Raw genomic sequence first — 17096 nt, 5'->3', positions numbered from 1 at the left:
TCTCCTCGTCGACTAGTGGGCTACGGCAGCAGCGCCGTGCTCATCGATCAGATGACCGGTATAGAACCGGTCCAGCGAAAACGGCGCGTTCAACGGATGCGGTTCGTCCTTCGCGATCGTGTGCGCAAAGACCCATCCCGAACCGGGCGTCGCCTTGAAGCCGCCCGTCCCCCAGCCGCAGTTGAAATACAGCCCCTTCACATCGGTCTTGCTGATGATTGGGCACGCGTCCGGCGACACATCGACGATGCCGCCCCACTGCCGGTTCATCCGCACGCGAGAAAACACCGGGAACATTTCGACGATCGCCTCGAGCGTGCCCTCGATGATGTGGAAGCTGCCGCGCTGCCCAAACCCGGTGTACTGATCGACGCCCGCGCCGATCACGAGATCGCCCTTGTCGGACTGGCTGATGTACGCATGCACCGCGTTCGACATCACGACCGTGTTGACCACCGGCTTGATCGGCTCCGACACCAGCGCCTGCAACGGATGGCTTTCGAGCGGCAGGCGCACGCCGGCCATATCGGCGAGCGTCGAAGTGTTGCCGGCCGTGACCACCGCGACCTTCTTCGCCTTGATGAAGCCCTTGGTCGTATCGACGCCCGTCACCTGGCTGCCGTTGCGGCGAATGCCGACCACCTGGCAGTTCTGCACGATATCGACGCCGGCCTGATCCGCGCCGCGCGCGAAGCCCCAGGCCACCGCATCGTGCCGGGCCACGCCGCCGCGCCGCTGGATCGAGGCGCCGAGCACCGGGTAGCGGCTGTTCAGATTGATGGTCGGCTCGAGTTCCTTGATCTGCGCGGGCGTGAGAAATTCGGCGTCGACGCCGTTCAACCGGTTCGCGTTGACGCGGCGTTCGGTGTCGCGCACGTCCTGCAGCGTATGCGCGAGATTCATCACGCCGCGCTGGCTGAACATCACGTTGTAGTTCAGATCCTGCGAGAGCCCTTCCCACAGCTTCATCGCCTTCTCGTAGAGCCCGGCGGATTCGTCCCACAGGTAGTTCGAGCGGACGATCGTCGTATTGCGCGCGGTATTGCCGCCGCCGATCCAGCCCTTCTCGAGCACCGCGACGTTGCGCACGCCGTGTTCCTTCGCGAGGTAGTACGCGGTCGCGAGACCATGCCCGCCACCGCCGACGATCACGACGTCGTACTCACGTTTAGGCTCGGGGCTGCGCCATTGCCGCTCCCAGTTTTCGTGATACGACATCCCGTTGCGCAGCAGGCTGAATATCGAATAGCGGCTCATCGTGGGTCCTTTGCGGTTTTGCAGATACGGTGTAGCGGTAGCGGTTCAACACTCGATGACGTTCACGGCCAGCCCGCCGCGCGACGTCTCCTTGTATTTCGTCTTCATGTCGGCGCCGGTTTCGCGCATCGTGCGGATCACGCTGTCGAGCGACACCACGTGCTTGCCGTCGCCCTTCATCGCGATGCGCGCCGCGTTGATCGCCTTGATCGCGCCCATCGCGTTGCGCTCGATGCACGGAATCTGCACGAGCCCGCCGACCGGGTCGCACGTCATGCCGAGGTTGTGTTCCATGCCGATTTCGGCGGCGTTCTCGACCTGTGCGGGCGTGCCGCCCATCACGGCCGCGAGGGCCGCGGCGGCCATCGAGCAGGCCACGCCCACTTCGCCCTGGCAGCCCACTTCGGCGCCGGAGATCGACGCGGTTTCCTTGTAGATGATGCCGATCGCCGCGGCGGTCAGCAGGAACTCGACGATGCCGGCGTCGTTCGCCGCATGCATGAACTTCACGTAGTAGTGCAGCACCGCCGGGATCACGCCGGCCGCGCCATTGGTCGGCGCCGTGACGACCCGGCCGCCCGCGGCGTTTTCCTCGTTGACGGCCATCGCGTACAGGTTGACCCAATCGAGCATCGACAGCGGGTCGCGCAGCGATTCCTCCGAGCGTGCGCGCAAGCGCTCGCACAGTTCGGCCGCGCGACGCTTCACGTGCATCGGGCCGGGCAGTTCGCCGCGCACCTTGCAGCCGCGTTCGACACACGCGGCCATCGTTCGCCAGATCGCCAGCAGGCCTTCGCGCACTTCCTGTTCGGGCCGGGTCGCGCATTCGTTGCGCAACGTTACTTCGGCGATCGACAGGCCGCTTTCGCGGCACACGCGCATCAGATCGTCGCCGGTGCGAAACGGATACAGCACCTCCGCAGTCGCGCGACGTCCGTTCACGCGATCGCCGTCGCGATTGACGACGAAGCCGCCGCCGATCGAGAAATACTCTTTCTCGACCAGCAACTGGCCGTTCTCGTCGAAGGCCTGGAAACGCATGCCGTTCGGATGCACGACGCCCGAGCCCGGTGCGCCCGGCATCAGCTTGCGGTAGAAGCCGACATGCTCGCGCTCGTCGAACGCGACCGGATGCTTGCCGAGCAGCACGAGCTGCTTGGTTTCGCGGATCGCCCGCAGCCTCGGCTCGATCAGGTCGGGATCGATCTGGTCGGGCAGATTGCCTTCGAGGCCGAGCAGCACCGCCTTATCGGTGCCGTGGCCCTTGCCGGTCGCGCCGAGCGAGCCGAACAGCTCGGCTCTGACGCGCCGCACGAAGCCGAGCAGATTCGCGTCCTCGACATGCGATGCGAAGCGGCATGCGGCGATCATCGGCCCGACCGTGTGTGAGCTCGATGGACCGATGCCGATCTTGAACAGATCGAAGACGCTGACGTTCATGGCTTGCCTTGTGCGTTGTGTCCTGCGAGTTGCGATCGCCGGAAGCGCTGTGACTCGACTGATGCGCCCGGATGGAAAGTGCGTCTATTGCACCGCACGGCAGGCCCGATCGATAGAATAAAAACGGCATCGCAATGGGATGGCGTCGTCAAACGACCCGTCAGGCGGGCCTTCCGGCGGATTTGCGATGACTTGCGACGCATTAGCGAAAGGCGGCCCGATGGCGGCAGGCAATGCTGAAGGTCCGTGGTGCTATGCTTGCCTATACCCTTTTCGGTCAACGTTCGTCCCTCTTTCACAGTTCATTTCACCGACCGCCGCGCGCATGAATTCCGCTGAAACGCTTGCCCCTTCCTCACTCGACACAGCCACGAAGCAGCGCATCCGCTTCGGCATCATCCTGCTGCCCAACTTCACGCTGACCGCGTTCTCGGGTTTCGTCGATCTGCTGCGCCTGTCCGCCGACGAAGGCGACTTCAGCAAGCCGGTGCGCTGTTCGTGGAGCGTGATCGGGGAAACCCTTGCTCCGGTGCGCGCGAGTTGTGGCATCCAGATCACGCCGTGGGAAACCTTCGAGACCGCGGAAAAGTTCGATTACGTGGTGGTGGTCGGCGGACTGCTGCACTCGGGGCCGGCCGCCAGCGAGGCGACGCTCGCGTTCATCCGCCGCGCCGCCGCGCGCGACGCGACGCTGGTCGGCATGTGCACCGGCGTGTTCTCGCTGATGCGCGCGGGCGTGCTCGACGGCCATCGGATCTGCGTGAGCTGGTTTCACTACTGGGATTTCATCGAGCGCTTTCCGTCGGTCGACGAACAGATGCTGGTCGCCGACCGCCTCTTCGTGATCGACCGGCGGCGCATCACGTGTTCGGGCGGGCGCGCGTCGATCGACGTCGCCGCCGCGATCCTGCTGCGCCACTTCGAAACGGCGACGGTGCAGAAGGCGCTGCGCATCCTGCTCGTCGACGATCTGCAGAAAGGCAACGCGCCGCAGCCGCATCCGCCCGGTCTTGCGCCGGCCTCGCATCCGAAGGTCAAGCGCGCGATCCTGCTGATGGAGCAGCACGTGGGCCGCGCGCTGTCGCTCGACGAACTGGCGGGCAAGCTCGATCTGTCGCCGCGTCAATTGGAACGGCTGTTCAAGGCGCAGACCGGCAAGGCGCCGCAGGCCTACGCGAAGCAGGTGCGGCTGCGCACCGCCGCGTGGCTGCTGACGAGTTCGGACAAGACCGTCGCCGATATCGCGTCGAGCTGCGGCTTTTCGGACGCGTCGCACCTGGGGCGGGAATTTCGCAAACAGTTCGGCGTGCCGCCGATGATGTATCGCGAGCAGCGCGGCACGGCGCAACAAGTCGACGACGGCTCGTGCTACGACGAAACGTTTCCTGGGCGCGCGCAGGCGATCTGAATTGACGCGGCCTGCGCTACTCCGGCATGCGCCGCTCGACGCTCGGCGCATGCCCGAACTGCGCGCGATACGCCTTGCTGAAATGACACGGCGAATGAAAACCGCACACCGTGGTCACACGTGCGATGGATGCATCGGTATTGCGCAGCAGATCGCGCGCGCGGCGCAGCCGCAGGCTCAGGTAGTAATGCGTCGGCGACACGTTCAGGAACAGCTTGAACATCCTCTGCAAATGACGCTGCGACAGGTTCACGAGCCGCGCGAGTTCATCGAGCGATAGCGGCTCCTCGATGTTCGCTTCCATCAGCCGCACCACTTCGATCAGTTCGGCGCGCGACAGGCCGACCCGCGCATCGACCGGAATATGCTGGCAATCGGTCGAACCGCGAATCCGCTCGACGATGAACTGCTCGGACACCTGCGCGGCCACCGCGGGCCCGAGCCGCATGCCCACCAGATGCAGCATCAGATCGAGCGGCGCGGTGCCGCCGGTGCAGGTGAGCCGATCGCGGTCGATCACGAACAGCTCGTCGTCGAAATGCACGTGCGGATAGCGCTGGTGCAACGGCGACATGTCCTCCCAATGCACGGTCGCCCGATAGCCGTCGAGCAGCCCGGCCGCGAGCAGCGCATACGGGCCCGTGCAGATGCCGCCGAGCGGCACGCCGCGCGCGCCCGCGTCGCGCAGCAGCGCGATCACCTCGTCGTTCACATACTCGCGCACGTGCCAGCCGGCGCACACGAACAGCAGGTCCGGCATGCCGGACTCGGCGAGCGTGGTGGTCGGCTTCACCGTGATGCCGTTGCTCGCGCGCGCCGGCTCGCCATCCGGTGTGACTACCGACCACCGGTAGTGCTGTGCGCGGCCCACGTAGTTCGCCATGCGCAGCACCTCGACCGCACTGGTGAACGCGATCATCGAGAAGTTCGGCAGCGTCAGGAAGCCGACGTGCGCGACGGCGGACAGCCGCGCATCGGCTTCTTCGGTGGTGGCGATTGCGTCGCGCTTCATGGACGTATCGGATCAGACCATCAGCCGTGTTGCGCCGCCGGTTCCCGGCGCACTTTCATCGCCTGGCGCAGCCCGGCGAACAACGGTGCGCGTGCCTTGCCCGGCGCCCGGCCGAAGCTCTCGGTGATGCGGTCCAGAATGATCGCCAGCATCACGACCGACATGCCGCTTTCGAAGCCGAGCCCGATATCGAGCCGCTGGATGCTCGCGAGTACGTCGTTGCCGAGGCCGCCCGCGCCGACCATCGACGCGATGATCACCATCGACAGCGCCATCATGATGGTCTGGTTCACACCCGTCATGATCGACGGCAGCGCGTTCGGAAACTGCACCTTGTAGAGCAGTTGCCACGGCGTGCAGCCGAACGCCTGCCCCGCTTCGACGATCTCGTGATTCACGTGCTTGATGCCGAGCGCGGTCAGACGCACCGCGGGCGGCATCGCGAAGATCACCGTCGACAGGATGCCGGGCACGCGGCCGAGGCCGAACAGCATCGCGGCCGGAATCAGGTAGACGAACGCGGGCATCGTCTGCATCAGATCGAGCACCGGGCGCACGATCATTTCGACGGTGCGGCTCTTCGCCATCCAGATACCGAGCGGCACGCCGAGCACGAGACTGATCACCGTCGACGACAGCGTGAGGCCGAGCGTGATCACCATCTGGTCCCAGAAGCCGGTGCCGTAGATCAACAGCAGCGCGGCCAGCGTGAACACCGCGAAGCGCCAGCCGACGCGCCACAAGCCGATGCCGACGAAGAACGCCATCAGCGCCCACATCGGCACGGCCTGCAAGCTGTGCTCGACCGCCGCGGCGAAGCTCTCGATGACCTTGCCAATCGTGTCGAAGGTCTTCGCATCATGATCGAGCAGGTAGTGAACGCCGTGATCGACCCAGGCGCCAAGCGGAATGATTTCAGACATGGGAACCTCGATGATGCGTGAGAACGCTCAGCACGTTCGTCTTGTTGACCGAGCCGCAGTAGGAACCGTCCGCTTCGACGACCGGCAGCGGCGCGCGGCTCGCCACCACGCGCTCGACCACGTCGTTGAGCGGCGTGCTGCGATGGATGCATTCGATCTGGTTGAGCTGCGGCGACACGCTGCCCGTCGCGTCGCGGCACACGAAGCCGCGTATCCTGCGCTCGCTGTCGAGCACGAACGCGTAGTCGGCGCTGCCGTTCAGCGTCGCGGCGACGCTCGACGCGTCGATCTGCGGCGCGTGCATCAGCGGCACGTCGTCGGTCTGCATCAGATCGCCGGCCGTCAGATAGCGGCTCGTGTCGATGCCTTCGAAGAACGCGCGCACGTAGTCGTCGGCCGGATTCTTGATGATTTCCTGCGGCGTGCCGATCTGCACGACGCGGCCGCCTTCCATGATCGCGATGCGCGTGCCGATGCGCATTGCCTCCTCCAGATCGTGCGATACGAACAGGATCGTGCGCTGCTGCTCGCGCTGCAGATCGAGCAGCACGTTCTGCATTTCCTTGCGCTTGAGCGGATCGAGCGCGGAGAACGCCTCGTCCATGATCATCAGCGACGGGTTGACCGTGAGCGCGCGCGCGAGCCCGACGCGCTGCTGCATGCCGCCCGACAGCTCGGCGGGCAGCTTCTGCGCGAACGGCGCGAGGCCGACCTGTTCGAGCACCGTCAGCGCCCGCGCCTCCCGCTCCTTGCGGCCGACGCCCGCGACCTCGAGGCCGAACGCCGCGTTGGACAGCACGGTGCGCTGCGGCATCAGCGCGAAGGACTGGAACACCATGCTCATGTCCTTGCGGCGTAGCGCCGTCAGCTCCGCGCGCGGCACGCTCGCGACATCGCGGCCGTCGATCAGCACCTTGCCGGCGCTGGGCTCGACGAGCCGATTGATCAGGCGAATCAGCGTCGACTTGCCGGAGCCGGACAGTCCCATCAGCACGAAGATCTCGCCCTCGCGAACCTCGAACGACGCGTTGTGCACGCCGACGATCTGACCGGTGCGGGCAAACACCTCCTCTTTGGTGGCGCCGCTGGCCAGCATTGCGAGCGCCTGTTTAGGGTTGGTGCCGAACACCTTGCACAGCCCTTCGACCACGACCTTGGGGGAATTCATCGAATGCTCTCCTCGCTTGCGGACGTCGCCCGCGCTGTGCCTACATAGTTGCCAGAAAAAAGTGCGGTTAGCCGACTAATTCCGACAAGCACATGAGGAAATGCGACACCCGGCCGCGCCGTGAGCGCTCGACTCGGCGGCGAAAGCCTTGTGGGAGAAGGGATTGGCGCGGGTTGGCCCGCGCGCGGAGGATGTCGCGACAGAGCAAAAGCTGCTCCCGGACGGCGGCAGGGGCGAGACGGTGCGTGGGAGCTGAACCGCTCAGGAAATCGACACACCCAGCAAACGTCCGACGCCGAACGTAAATCCCGCCGCGATCAGCCCGATGATGATCTGGCGCAGCGCCGAAAACCCCGCGCTGCGGCCGTTGAACAGCGACGTGAACACGCCGATCGACGCCAGCGCCAGCATGCTCAGCACGACGCACTGCACGATCGCGCTGACGCCGTGCGACCACAGAAAAGGCATCACCGGAAAAATCGCGCCCAGCGAGAACAGACAGAACGACACGCCCGCCGCCGACCACGGATTGCCGCCCAGTTCCGCCGGGTCGAGACCGAGTTCCTCGCGTGTGAGGGTGTCGAGCGCCTTGTCCTTGTCGCGCATCATCTGCGCGGCGACGCGTTTCGCCTCGTTCGCGTCGAGTCCTTTCGCGCGGTAGATGAGCGCAAGCTCGTGCTCCTCCGCTTCGGGCTGTTCCTCGATCTCCTCGGCTTCCTTGGCGATCTGCGTGCTCGCGAGTTCGCGGGCATTGGTGACCGACAGCCATTCGCCGAGCGCCATCGAACAGGCACCGGCGATCAGCCCGGCGAGGCCGGTCAACAGGATCGCCTTGTTGCCGGTGCCCGCGCCGGCGACGCCCATGATCAGGCAGAAGTTCGACACGAGGCCATCGTTCGCGCCGAGGACGGCCGCGCGCAGATCGTTGCCCGATGCGGCGCCCTTGTGCCACGACTCGGCCGCGGCGATGCGCGCGCCGGGCGACAGGTCGGTATTGCTGGTGCTCGCGAGCGTCTGCACGACCGCCGCGTGGTGATGCTCGTCGGCGGACATGTGGCCTGCGTCGCGTTGGCCTCGATATTTGTTGCGGTCCGCGTATTCGGCGGCGGCCAGAGTAGGCAGCACGAAGTCCGCGCCGCATACGCGCACGAGCCCCTTCATCAAACGCGTCTTGATCGCATGACCGCGGCCTTTCGGTTCGATGCCGTTGGCTCGGAGCTTGTCGGCCCACACTTGCGCGTGACTGTGTTCCGATTGCGCGAGATCCTGATAGACCTGCTTGCGGGTCTCGTCTTTCTCGACGCGCGCGAGCGTCTCGTACAGGGCGGCGCTGTGCAGTTCGTCGGCGAGATTCGCCTTGTAGCGTTTCACTTCATGCTTCGTTGCCATGATCACGTTCCCCGCGGATCGCGTTGCTGACGGCAAAGCCTGACCGAAGCCGCCCGGCGTCTCATCGGCGCTGATTACCGCGCCGGGCGTGGGCTTGTCCGCTTGTCCGTTACTGGCTTGCCGGCGCACCGACGCCGGCCTTCTTCTGCGCCGCCTGCAGCTTGTCCGGATAGTTCGGATCGTTCTGCGCCGGCTGGTAGCCCGCGTCTTCGAGTTTCTTCAGTTCGGCGTTCTTTTTCGCGCGAGCCTGTTTGCGCTCTGCCTTGCGCTCGGCCTTCGTTGGCTTGGGAGTGGTGGTCGTCGCGCCTTGCTGGGCCGCGGCATCCGTCGAGCCCTGTGCGACCGCGAGCGGAATGGTGCCGGCCACCAGTGCGACAGCCGAAACCCCAAGCATGATTCGTTTAATGGCGAAGCTCTTCATAACTGATATCTCCCAAAAAAATTGGCAATAACGTGCGAGTCCGTCTGCGAATCGTGAAGCACCAAAGCGGGTCGCGCAGCCTTGGCGCGAACCCGTCACGGAAGCTTACAGGCAAATGGCGGGATGCGCGCTGTAACGGTCGTCGGGTGCGTTCGTCGGTTCGTCGACGGATATCCGTGGGCGAAATTCCTTTGCCGTGAAACGGCCGCCTGGTGCCGATGATGCGAGCCGTGGGAGTGGTCGAGATGTTCCGGGATGCCGCACCAGAGTCCGCTCAGCAGGCCACCTGGCCCTGGTATCGGGGCAGCGGCGTGCCCTTGCGGCCTCACTTTCAGATTTCTCCGCATTTTGCCGCGGACTGACTCGCGAACAATAGTGGCGCGGACCGGAAACGTCACGGCCATGCTCAATTCCCAATGGTCGAATTCGAACGTTTGAGGCGATCCGGTTCCATTCACTTATGCTTAAGAGCCGTAAGCACCCATGAACCACGACGACAAATACTCTTACTACAAGATCGACAAGCTGTTTTGGCGTTGGAAGAAGCAAGACGGGGCTCGGATCGTGCATGAGGTCTCGCTTTCGACGGACAAGGCACCGCCGCCGTTTCCGGCCTCGCCAGTCGCGAAATCGAATGCCGTGCCTCGCCCAGCCAAGTCTCCCAAACCTGATCCAACCGTAAAAATGATCAACGATCTTCTCAAGGTCGCCGATTCGGTTTCCCGTTTCAGAACATGGTTGAACACACCTGTGCCGTCCAAACCGTCCGAAGCGACGAAGATCGTCGCCCCGAAAAAGACGGTACCGCCATTCGATATCCAGGAGATTCCGAACGCTCTGCGCAAAGAAATGATGCCTATCGGAGCGAAGTTGATGGAACGATGGTTTGCCGGCCGATTGAACTACTCCGCAGTACCCAGCGACGAGCTCAAAGAAATCAATCAGGAGGGCAAGCCATACCCACCTGACATGTACGATACAACCACGATAAAGATGGACTGGGTACTGAAGTTCGCTCGCGCCAAACGGAAATACGACTTCCTGGTCAACGATGCAATACGCTCACCAGCGGCACTTCAAGTGCTTCACAAGAAGCTCCGTTTCTACAGGCATAGTAGTGAGCTATCTACGCACCATATCTGTCGGGATGATCCCCAGCATCTGCATCAGTTTTTTCAATTTCAACACGTCGAAGTTGACGGTACGTTTGCGGAAAAAATCAAACTGAAGCTAATGGCGGATACTACGCGATCAGGTGTCCCCGACGATTTGACCGCCGCGCTTGGATCGTTCGTAATCTATGCCGCTATAGGTCATGTTCGACTGTCAAGGGAGCCGTTTGGCACGCGAAGGACGACTGCCGAAGTAACTGGCGCATGGGTGTACATAAAAGACAACTTCACGTTTACCGATGAGCCCGGGGAGCGGTCCCAATATCTGGGGCATTGGAGCAGCAACGGTGTTATCGTGATGCCACTTGATGGCGTGGCGGCCACGTCTCGTTATATTCCCTACGTGGAGTCGCCGGTGACGCTTGGCGATCCAGTTATCAAAGGACAGGTTTACTACCCAATCCATAACAGCGACTTCCGGCAGTGGGCAATCAGACATCAGCGTGGCGGCGATTTCATCATCTACTCGGACCGTCGCTACGTTCCGCTTTTCCCGCCGATCGTGCTCTACCTATGAAGCGCATCCTTAAGCGTGCTGCATTATTGGCTGGTCTTAGCGCAGGGCTTTATTTTGGGCTCTTCGACCATACTCCGCATGGACTCGAGTGTCGTCATTCGGCACCTGTCGACGGCATATACAGAGCAGAGCTTTGCCTGTTGCGATGGACTCCGGGCCGCAGCGGGAGCCCTGAATATGTCGGCCGACTATTCGATGCAAAGAGCGGGAGGCTGCTTGCACAGCGCACTTTCAGCACGCCTGTCCCCGATCTTTTTTGGTCAACGGGCCTGCGATACTCGCTGAATCCGTATTCGCCGCCCCGCTATCTCGGTCCGTCCGTCGAGTTTTCCCGCGGAGATGCCGGTAAAGGAGACTCGAGGATTTCGTTGCCCCCGTCGTTCTGGGACAAACTGGCCGCCAGCCGCCCGCGCTTATAGCTGGTCGCACCTCCCCGCGGTACGGTTTTTTGGCATGCCAGCCCCGCCAGGAGTATCGTTTAACCGCGTCGGAAGCGCCCAAACCGCCACTCCTCTACAAGACAGGCACTTCCCAGAGTCGGGACCAGCTCGACAAAAAGCGCGACGTTTCTAACATGCAAGGAAGCGACATCAACTTTTCGAGGATGGTGAAACCGTGAAAACAGTCAATCTTTTGAAGATGCTCGGAGTTGCATTGTGCGTGGCAACCGCATCCAGCGCCTACGCGCAGGCAAGCGACGCGCAGGCGCCTGCCGCCACGGCAGCCGCGCCGGCCACGACCACCCAATCGACGCGTGCGGCGGATCGCAAGCTCGGCCGCGACGTGCGGCGCGCGCTCGCGAGAGCGCAGGGCTTCAACGTCTCGAACGTGTTCGTGCGGGCGCGCGGCGGCGCGGTGACGCTGACCGGCTCGGTGCCTGAAAGCGGCATGATCCAGCAGGCTGCCGACGTGGCGAAAGGCGTGCCAGGCGTGACCTCGGTGACCAATAAGCTCACGCTGAATTTCCCGTCCCGCGGAGGTGGTGGAAGCTGAGCGTCGGCATCCGACTCGCGAACGGGAGCGCCGCGAACCTGCGACGCGTGCGGTGTCTCCCGCTAATCCCCAGTCGTCGGCACGCACACGGTGTTCTTCTGCGCGGTGAAGGCCACGCGAACGCAGGACGCGGGCGATGCGCTGATCTACTACGGCCGCCGCTATCATCGCGTCGGCGAGCGCTCGGTGCAGGCGACGCATCAGGTCGCGGCGAATCAAGGCGAAGCGTCCGTCTGCGCGCGTTGAGGTCTCACTGCGCGTTGGAGTCGGCCGAGCGCCGCGATCCTCCGGCCGAATAGCGCGGCCGCGGTGCGCTCCGGATTGAGCGCAATAAGTTCGCTTGCCGCGCCGACCATCCACGCGTCACGCCCGTACGACGCCCGTCATCGGTTTGCCCGCCACCGTCCGGCCAAACAGCGCCGCTGCCGTGCGTTCCGGATCGAGCCCGAGGCTCTCACTCGCGGCGCCAGCGATCAACGCATCGAGCGAGGTGGTCGGCCTCAGGTCACGCGACTGATACAGCTGATGCGGCGCGAGCCCCGGCCAATCCGCTATCACGCGACCGCCCTGCACCGAGCCGCCCAGCACCATCGCGACAGATCCGGTGCCGTGATCGGTGCCGCCCGTGCCGTTCGCGGCCGCGGTCCGGCCGAACTCCGTCGCGACCAGCACCGTGGTCTTGCTCCACGATGGTCCCATGCCGTCGCGCAACGCCGCGAGCATCGTGTCGAGCGCCTTCAGCTGATTCGCGAGCCGCGCATTCTGCGCGCTGTGCGTATCCCACCCGCCGGTCTCGATCATCGCGATACGCGGACCGTCGTCGCGCGCCAGAAAACTCGCCGCGAGCTTGCCGAGGCTCGCCGGGTCCTGACGTGCGCCGGCATCGCCCGCGACGCCGCGCGCCGCCATCGCCGATTCCCACAGCGGACGCAACTGCGCGTCCTGCTCGTACAGCTGCGACACGCGCGCGAGCAGATCATCGGGCGCCTGCGGCAACGCCGACGGCGCATACGACGTCACCGAAGCGGGACCGCGCAGCGCCATCGGCACGGTCAGCGCGAACGCGATCGCGTTCTCGCGGGTCGCGGGCAATTGCGCGGCGAGCCGGTTGAGCCAACCATCCTTTGTCTGATACGGCGATGTGCCGCCGGTTTCCAGCACATTCTGTCCGTCGAAATGCGAGCGGTCGCGATACGGCGAAGCGACCGCGTGCACGAACAGCGCCTCGCGTTGCGCGTACAGCTTCGCCATTTGCGCGAGCGCCGGATGCAGCGCGAACGTGCCGTCCAGATGCGGCGCGTTCGACGCATCGATTGCGAGCGGTCCGCGCAAACTCGCATACGCGGGGTCCGCGTAAGGCACGACGATGTTCAGGCCATCGGCCGCGCCACGCTGGATCACGAACACGAAGCGGCGGTCGGTCGCGACATGCGCGAACGCAATTCGCGGCGACACGAGCAGTGCGCCGGCACCGACGGCGGCGACGCTCAGAAACTGGCGGCGTGACAGCATGGCGTTCACCTCCGTTGAAAATCGGGCGATACGAGCAGCAGCGCTATCGCCGTCGACGCGCTTTCCGCGCGCGATACCGCCGTGGCCGTCGGCTCGCTGAGCGAGCCAGCCAGCAAGGTCTGGCCGAGCGAGCGCGCATCGAGCCGGTCACCCACGCGCGAAGCGAAACGTTGCGCGACTTCGACGCGGCGCACGAGCGCATCGGGCGCGGCCCAGCTCGCGGCGATATCGTCGTAGCCGGCGGGCGAACCCGGCCGCCACACCGGCTGGCCTAGCTGCGTCAGGATCGGCGCGCTCTGCAGATTACCGAGGTCGTGCCAGCCGAGTCCGCGCATCGACGAAATGGTCCACTCCCACGGAGTCTTGAACTTCACCGCGCCCGGCGACCACGCTTGCGGTGTATCGATCAACGCGCGATAGACGGTCGGCAGATCGCCGTCGCTGCGAGCGAACGCATCGGCCAGACGAGCGCTCACGCCAGCCGGCGGATTATCGGCGACGAAATGGCGCGCGAGCTTCGTGCCGATATGCTGCGCGGTGGCCGGCGCGTGCGCGAGGTCGTGCAGGATCGCGAGCGCCTGCTGTTCGCCGGCTTCGTCGTAGCGGCGTCCCATGATCGTGCGCGAGCCCGGTTCGTGCAGCGCCTGGCGAAACACGAAGCTGCCGGGTTCGCCGCCTGGCTCCTGCGTGCGCCGGTTTGGATTGGCGCCGCCGTTGCCCGGATTGCCGACGAGACTCCAGCCGGTCAGCGCACGCGCGAATTCGGTCACGTCGTCCTGGCTATAGCCGCTGCGCACGCCGAGGGTATGCAGTTCCATGATCTCGCGCGCGAGGTTCTCGTTGAGTCCCCGTCTGTTGTCCGGATTGCGTTGCGCGGCGCGCAGCGCGGCCATGCTGTCGGGACCAACCGAGCGCGTCTGATCGAGGAACAGCTGCATGGCCGGATGACGCTCGACGGCGACCAGCATGTCCTCGAAACGGCCCAGCACGTGAGGGCGAATCGCCTCCGCTTCGAACGACCCGGCGAGCGCCGCGACGCCGGGCTTTTCCGCCGATACCGCAAAGTGGTTCGCCCAGAAATGCACGAGGCGTTCGATAAATGGCGTCTGAGTGCTCAGCGCGCTGGCGACTCGCGCATTCACCGATGAGCGATACATGTCGAGTATTTCGACGCGAAACGCCTTTCGCTCGGATTGCTTTGCAGCTTGCGCGTCGGTCTGGCTGGCTGCTGCCGCGTTGCTGGCGATGTTGGTCGCGCGGTTGTTCGCACTCTGGTTCGAGTTGGATTCTTCGCCCGCCTTCTGTTTCGCCTGCTGCTCGATCTGCATGCGCTGCTGCACGAGCTGCGTCGACAACGCGATTGAATCGGGCTGGTTCGCCCACGCGTCCGGCCGCGGCTGATACTGCTCGAACTGCGCGAGCAGCCATCCCTTCGGATCGGCTGGCGGCGTATCGTCGGCGCGCGCGCCGAGGCCGAAGCGGTTCAGTGCGATCGCCGCGGCATTCAGATTCGGTGAGTGGGCCATACGATCCTCGTCGGCAGGTAACACGCCTGCATGTCCGTTAAACGGCCGACACACGAAAATCCGTCGCCACCGCACGCATTTTTCTATTCGCCGGATGCGCCATTCGCCTCCGGCTTCTTCGTGTTCGGAGCGGGCTGCGCTTCGCGCCATTGCCCGCGCAGCTTCAAGCTCTCGGCGAATTTGACGCGCTCCTCGGGCGTCAGCGTCGCCGCGAAATCGGCGACGCTCGCTTCGACCATCGCGCGCAGATTGCTGTCGGCCGCGCGGGTACGCGCGAGCGCGGCATCGAGCGCGGCGCGATCGAACTGCGGCGCGGCGAGCAACCGCAATACCTCGCGACGCCCTTCGCGAGCGTCACGCGCATACTGGCGACCGTCGCGCCGCGCGTTCTTCAGGCCGTCGATAAACGCCTGCCGCTGCTGCGCCGACAGCGGCTCGGCGGCGAACCGCAACGCGCGCTGGTCCGGCGCCACCGGCTGATTCGCACCGTGCGCGGCGAACCACTGATACGCGCCGCCGGCGATCGCGCCGAGCAGGAACACGTTGAGCACCGCGGAGCCCAGCAGCGCAAATTTCCACGAGCGCCCGTTCATTCGCCGCTCCAATCGGCGGAGCTGCCGCCGAAGCTCGAAGTCAGATACGAGGATTCATGCACGACCGGCGCGTTCTCGGTCAGCACGAAGAACGACACCGCGAGCGCGCCAGCCACGCCCCCTAGCAGCCCGACGCCTGCCACCGCCGCGCCCGACCACCAAAAACGCCAGCGCGCGGCCGGGCGTCGCGCTGGCGCGCCATCGATGATGCGACGCTGCAGTTCGAGGCTCGGCGGCTCGATCCAGTCCGCGGCGAGCCATGCGTCGAGGCCGGCCGCATCGCTCAACGCCGCGTCGGCTTCGTCGCGATGCGCGCGCGCCCACTGCAGCGCGGCCGCGCGTTCGCGCTCCGGCCAGCGACGCGCGTCGGCGCCGTACGCTGCAACGATCTGTTGGAATCTTTCGGGCGTCATGACTTGTCCTTGCTAAGGCCGCTGCCGGCCAGTTGAGCGCGCAAACCGCGGCGCGCGCGGCTCAGCAGACTCTCCAGCGCATCGACGCTGACGCCCATCAAGGCGGCAGCGTCGACGTTCGACATTTCCTGGTAATAGCTCAGCACGAGCGCTTCGCGCTGTCGCGCCGGCAGCGCGGCGAGCGCCGCGCGCACGCGCGCGTGGTCGGCGCGTGCTTCGAGCCGCGCGTCGGGTGGCGCGGCGGGATCGGCCGTGTCGGGCAGTTCGTCGCTCGGGTCTTCGCGCTGGCCGCGCAAACGGTCGTAGCAAAGATTGAGCGCGACCCGATGCATCCACGTGTCGAATTTCGCTTCGCCTTCGCGCCAGCGAGCCGCCTGTTTCCAGATTCGCACGAAGACCTCCTGCGCGACATCCTCCGCTTCCATGCGATCACCGAGCATGCGCGTGGCGAGCGCGAGCAGCCGCGGCAGCTTGCGCGCGACCAGCGAGCGGACCGCGCCCGGCTCCTCGCGGCCCACCCGCGCGATCAGCTCGGCGTCCGGATCGGGCGGCGCGTCGCTCAAGGCGTGCGGCTCCGTCGCGACGTCACGCGCGCGCGTTCGCGTGCGGGCCGCATCACGGGATCAACGTCGTTCACTTGCCGCCGCTCCTTCAGCTGTCGTGTTGTTATGGTTTTGCTGCCGCTACGCCGCTATCCGGCCTGGTATCACGTACGCGGTCAATATACGACGACCGCCGGACGGTAATAGGCCGGACGTGCCGGATAGACCACACAGCCGGCGAGCGAGGCCGCCAGCAGAATCATCACGAGTGTTTTCATCGCAAGCCTCGCTCAAGCCCAATGTCCTTCGATCCAGCGCCAGTGCGGCCCACGTTGCGCCCAATGGCCGGGCACCCAGCGATAGCCGACGCGCACCGGCTGCCAGTGGCCCGGCGCCCACACATAGCGGCCATGCTGCCAGCGCCAGCGGCCCTGATCCCATACGTAGCCGTCCCGCGGCGCGGGCACGACTTCGACGTGAGGCGGCGGCGCCATTGGCGCGATCACCACTTGCGCGAAGGCGGGTGTGGCCGTCAGCGTGGCCGCACAGCACAGCGCGGCGCTCAGCGTGGAACCGAGCAGGCGACTCATGCGGTTAGAGATCATGTCGTTTTCTCCCATAGGACCGAAAAGAGCCGGAGACAGCGTGGCCCCGTTTCTGCTTCAACGGGTCAATTGGGGGAAATCCGTCGCTCTGCGTGCAAAAAAGTGCGGCGGGAAGAAAGCGCTTCACGATTAGCGCGGCGCGAACCGGAAGTCAGGGAGATGAATGGGAACCGATAGCCGGCGTAATGTCCGCGACTCGAATCTT

16 protein-coding genes and 1 pseudogene are annotated in these 17096 nt (G+C 65.0%); 4 read left to right on the top strand and 13 right to left on the bottom strand.

Annotation, left to right across the window (positions count from 1 at the left end; translation table 11 throughout):
* Positions 1-12 precede the first annotated feature (12 nt).
* Both QFZ94_RS02250 and QFZ94_RS02245 read right to left on the bottom strand, forming a co-directional pair.
* Positions 13-1257 (bottom strand): sarcosine oxidase subunit beta family protein, encoded by a 1245-nt coding sequence (locus tag QFZ94_RS02250; RefSeq protein WP_013091654.1) that lies wholly within the window; start codon positions 1255-1257, stop codon positions 13-15.
* Between the two features lie 45 nt (positions 1258-1302).
* Positions 1303-2697, bottom strand: a complete 1395-nt coding sequence (locus QFZ94_RS02245) for an L-serine ammonia-lyase (protein ID WP_429455454.1) — start codon at positions 2695-2697, stop codon at positions 1303-1305.
* Positions 2698-3022: 325 nt separating this feature from the next.
* Here QFZ94_RS02245 and QFZ94_RS02240 point away from each other — a divergent pair, with 325 nt between their 5' ends.
* Positions 3023-4105, top strand: a complete 1083-nt coding sequence (locus QFZ94_RS02240; protein WP_368583542.1) for a GlxA family transcriptional regulator — start codon at positions 3023-3025, stop codon at positions 4103-4105.
* A 16-nt stretch (positions 4106-4121) separates the two neighbouring features.
* On the opposite strand, the gene QFZ94_RS02235 is transcribed toward QFZ94_RS02240, so the two are convergent.
* From QFZ94_RS02235 to QFZ94_RS02215, 5 genes are all read right to left on the bottom strand, one after another.
* Positions 4122-5117, bottom strand: a complete 996-nt coding sequence (locus tag QFZ94_RS02235; RefSeq protein ID WP_368583541.1) for a GlxA family transcriptional regulator — start codon at positions 5115-5117, stop codon at positions 4122-4124.
* 20 nt (positions 5118-5137) lie between these two features.
* Positions 5138-6040, bottom strand: coding sequence for a choline ABC transporter permease subunit (gene choW, locus QFZ94_RS02230; RefSeq protein ID WP_368583540.1), 903 nt, complete (start codon positions 6038-6040; stop codon positions 5138-5140).
* Complete coding sequence (locus QFZ94_RS02225; RefSeq protein ID WP_184128054.1) at positions 6033-7208, bottom strand: quaternary amine ABC transporter ATP-binding protein; 1176 nt, start codon at positions 7206-7208, stop codon at positions 6033-6035. The genes choW and QFZ94_RS02225 overlap by 8 nt, the downstream gene beginning before the upstream one ends.
* Positions 7209-7469: 261 nt before the next feature.
* Positions 7470-8597, bottom strand: a complete 1128-nt coding sequence (locus QFZ94_RS02220) for a VIT1/CCC1 transporter family protein (protein WP_410851108.1) — start codon at positions 8595-8597, stop codon at positions 7470-7472.
* A gap of 109 nt (positions 8598-8706) precedes the next feature.
* Entirely contained in the window at positions 8707-9018 is a 312-nt protein-coding gene (locus tag QFZ94_RS02215; RefSeq protein ID WP_026229180.1) for a hypothetical protein, read from the bottom strand.
* A 483-nt stretch (positions 9019-9501) separates the two neighbouring features.
* On the opposite strand from QFZ94_RS02215, the gene QFZ94_RS02210 reads away from it, so the two are divergent.
* From QFZ94_RS02210 to QFZ94_RS02200, 3 genes are all read left to right on the top strand, one after another.
* Complete coding sequence (locus QFZ94_RS02210; protein WP_429455453.1) at positions 9502-10707, top strand: DUF6402 family protein; 1206 nt, start codon at positions 9502-9504, stop codon at positions 10705-10707.
* Positions 10708-11322: 615 nt separating this feature from the next.
* Positions 11323-11700 carry a BON domain-containing protein gene (locus QFZ94_RS02205; RefSeq protein ID WP_429455452.1) on the top strand — a complete coding sequence of 126 codons (378 nt, stop codon included), beginning with the start codon at positions 11323-11325 and terminating at the stop codon, positions 11698-11700.
* A gap of 105 nt (positions 11701-11805) precedes the next feature.
* Positions 11806-11946: a hypothetical protein gene (locus QFZ94_RS02200; RefSeq protein ID WP_410851111.1), complete on the top strand. Its 141-nt coding sequence runs from the start codon at positions 11806-11808 to the stop codon at positions 11944-11946.
* Positions 11947-12063: 117 nt separating this feature from the next.
* Here the strand turns inward: QFZ94_RS02200 and QFZ94_RS02195 are convergent, their stop codons facing one another.
* From QFZ94_RS02195 to QFZ94_RS02170, 6 genes and pseudogenes are all read right to left on the bottom strand, one after another.
* Positions 12064-13212 carry a DUF1501 domain-containing protein gene (locus tag QFZ94_RS02195; RefSeq protein WP_429455451.1) on the bottom strand — a complete coding sequence of 383 codons (1149 nt, stop codon included), beginning with the start codon at positions 13210-13212 and terminating at the stop codon, positions 12064-12066.
* A gap of 5 nt (positions 13213-13217) precedes the next feature.
* The gene (locus QFZ94_RS02190; protein WP_368583535.1) at positions 13218-14738 is read right to left on the bottom strand and encodes a DUF1800 domain-containing protein; all 1521 of its coding nucleotides are present in this window, start codon (positions 14736-14738) and stop codon (positions 13218-13220) included.
* Positions 14739-14821: 83 nt separating this feature from the next.
* Entirely contained in the window at positions 14822-15331 is a 510-nt protein-coding gene (locus QFZ94_RS02185; RefSeq protein ID WP_368583534.1) for a periplasmic heavy metal sensor, read from the bottom strand.
* Positions 15328-15744 carry a hypothetical protein gene (locus tag QFZ94_RS02180; protein ID WP_429455450.1) on the bottom strand — a complete coding sequence of 139 codons (417 nt, stop codon included), beginning with the start codon at positions 15742-15744 and terminating at the stop codon, positions 15328-15330. Before QFZ94_RS02180 ends, QFZ94_RS02185 begins: the two co-directional genes overlap by 4 nt.
* A pseudogene (locus tag QFZ94_RS02175) lies at positions 15741-16337 on the bottom strand (RNA polymerase sigma factor); the annotation flags it as partial. The pseudogene QFZ94_RS02175 and the gene QFZ94_RS02180, both read right to left, overlap by 4 nt.
* A 239-nt stretch (positions 16338-16576) precedes the next feature.
* Positions 16577-16891, bottom strand: a complete 315-nt coding sequence (locus tag QFZ94_RS02170) for a YXWGXW repeat-containing protein (protein ID WP_429455449.1) — start codon at positions 16889-16891, stop codon at positions 16577-16579.
* Positions 16892-17096: the final 205 nt, after the last annotated feature.

The organism is Paraburkholderia sp. JPY465, from assembly GCF_050436725.1.
Classification (GTDB): domain Bacteria; phylum Pseudomonadota; class Gammaproteobacteria; order Burkholderiales; family Burkholderiaceae; genus Paraburkholderia; species Paraburkholderia youngii.
The sequence above is the reverse complement of the archived record's forward strand: the minus strand, read 5'-3'. Positions and strand labels throughout refer to the sequence as shown.

Bases quoted from the DNA above. Each gene is read 5' to 3' on its own strand.
- QFZ94_RS02250 (WP_013091654.1), bottom strand. From the start codon at position 1,257: ATGAGCCGCTATTCGATATTCAGCCTGCTGCGCAACGGGATGTCGTAT.
- QFZ94_RS02245 (WP_429455454.1), bottom strand. From the start codon at position 2,697: ATGAACGTCAGCGTCTTCGATCTGTTCAAGATCGGCATCGGTCCATCG.
- QFZ94_RS02240 (WP_368583542.1), top strand. From the start codon at position 3,023: ATGAATTCCGCTGAAACGCTTGCCCCTTCCTCACTCGACACAGCCACG.
- QFZ94_RS02235 (WP_368583541.1), bottom strand. From the start codon at position 5,117: ATGAAGCGCGACGCAATCGCCACCACCGAAGAAGCCGATGCGCGGCTG.
- choW (WP_368583540.1), bottom strand. From the start codon at position 6,040: ATGTCTGAAATCATTCCGCTTGGCGCCTGGGTCGATCACGGCGTTCAC.
- QFZ94_RS02225 (WP_184128054.1), bottom strand. From the start codon at position 7,208: ATGAATTCCCCCAAGGTCGTGGTCGAAGGGCTGTGCAAGGTGTTCGGC.
- QFZ94_RS02220 (WP_410851108.1), bottom strand. From the start codon at position 8,597: ATGGCAACGAAGCATGAAGTGAAACGCTACAAGGCGAATCTCGCCGAC.
- QFZ94_RS02215 (WP_026229180.1), bottom strand. From the start codon at position 9,018: ATGAAGAGCTTCGCCATTAAACGAATCATGCTTGGGGTTTCGGCTGTC.
- QFZ94_RS02210 (WP_429455453.1), top strand. From the start codon at position 9,502: ATGAACCACGACGACAAATACTCTTACTACAAGATCGACAAGCTGTTT.
- QFZ94_RS02195 (WP_429455451.1), bottom strand. From the start codon at position 13,212: ATGCTGTCACGCCGCCAGTTTCTGAGCGTCGCCGCCGTCGGTGCCGGC.
- QFZ94_RS02190 (WP_368583535.1), bottom strand. From the start codon at position 14,738: ATGGCCCACTCACCGAATCTGAATGCCGCGGCGATCGCACTGAACCGC.
- QFZ94_RS02185 (WP_368583534.1), bottom strand. From the start codon at position 15,331: ATGAACGGGCGCTCGTGGAAATTTGCGCTGCTGGGCTCCGCGGTGCTC.
- QFZ94_RS02180 (WP_429455450.1), bottom strand. From the start codon at position 15,744: ATGACGCCCGAAAGATTCCAACAGATCGTTGCAGCGTACGGCGCCGAC.
- QFZ94_RS02170 (WP_429455449.1), bottom strand. From the start codon at position 16,891: ATGATCTCTAACCGCATGAGTCGCCTGCTCGGTTCCACGCTGAGCGCC.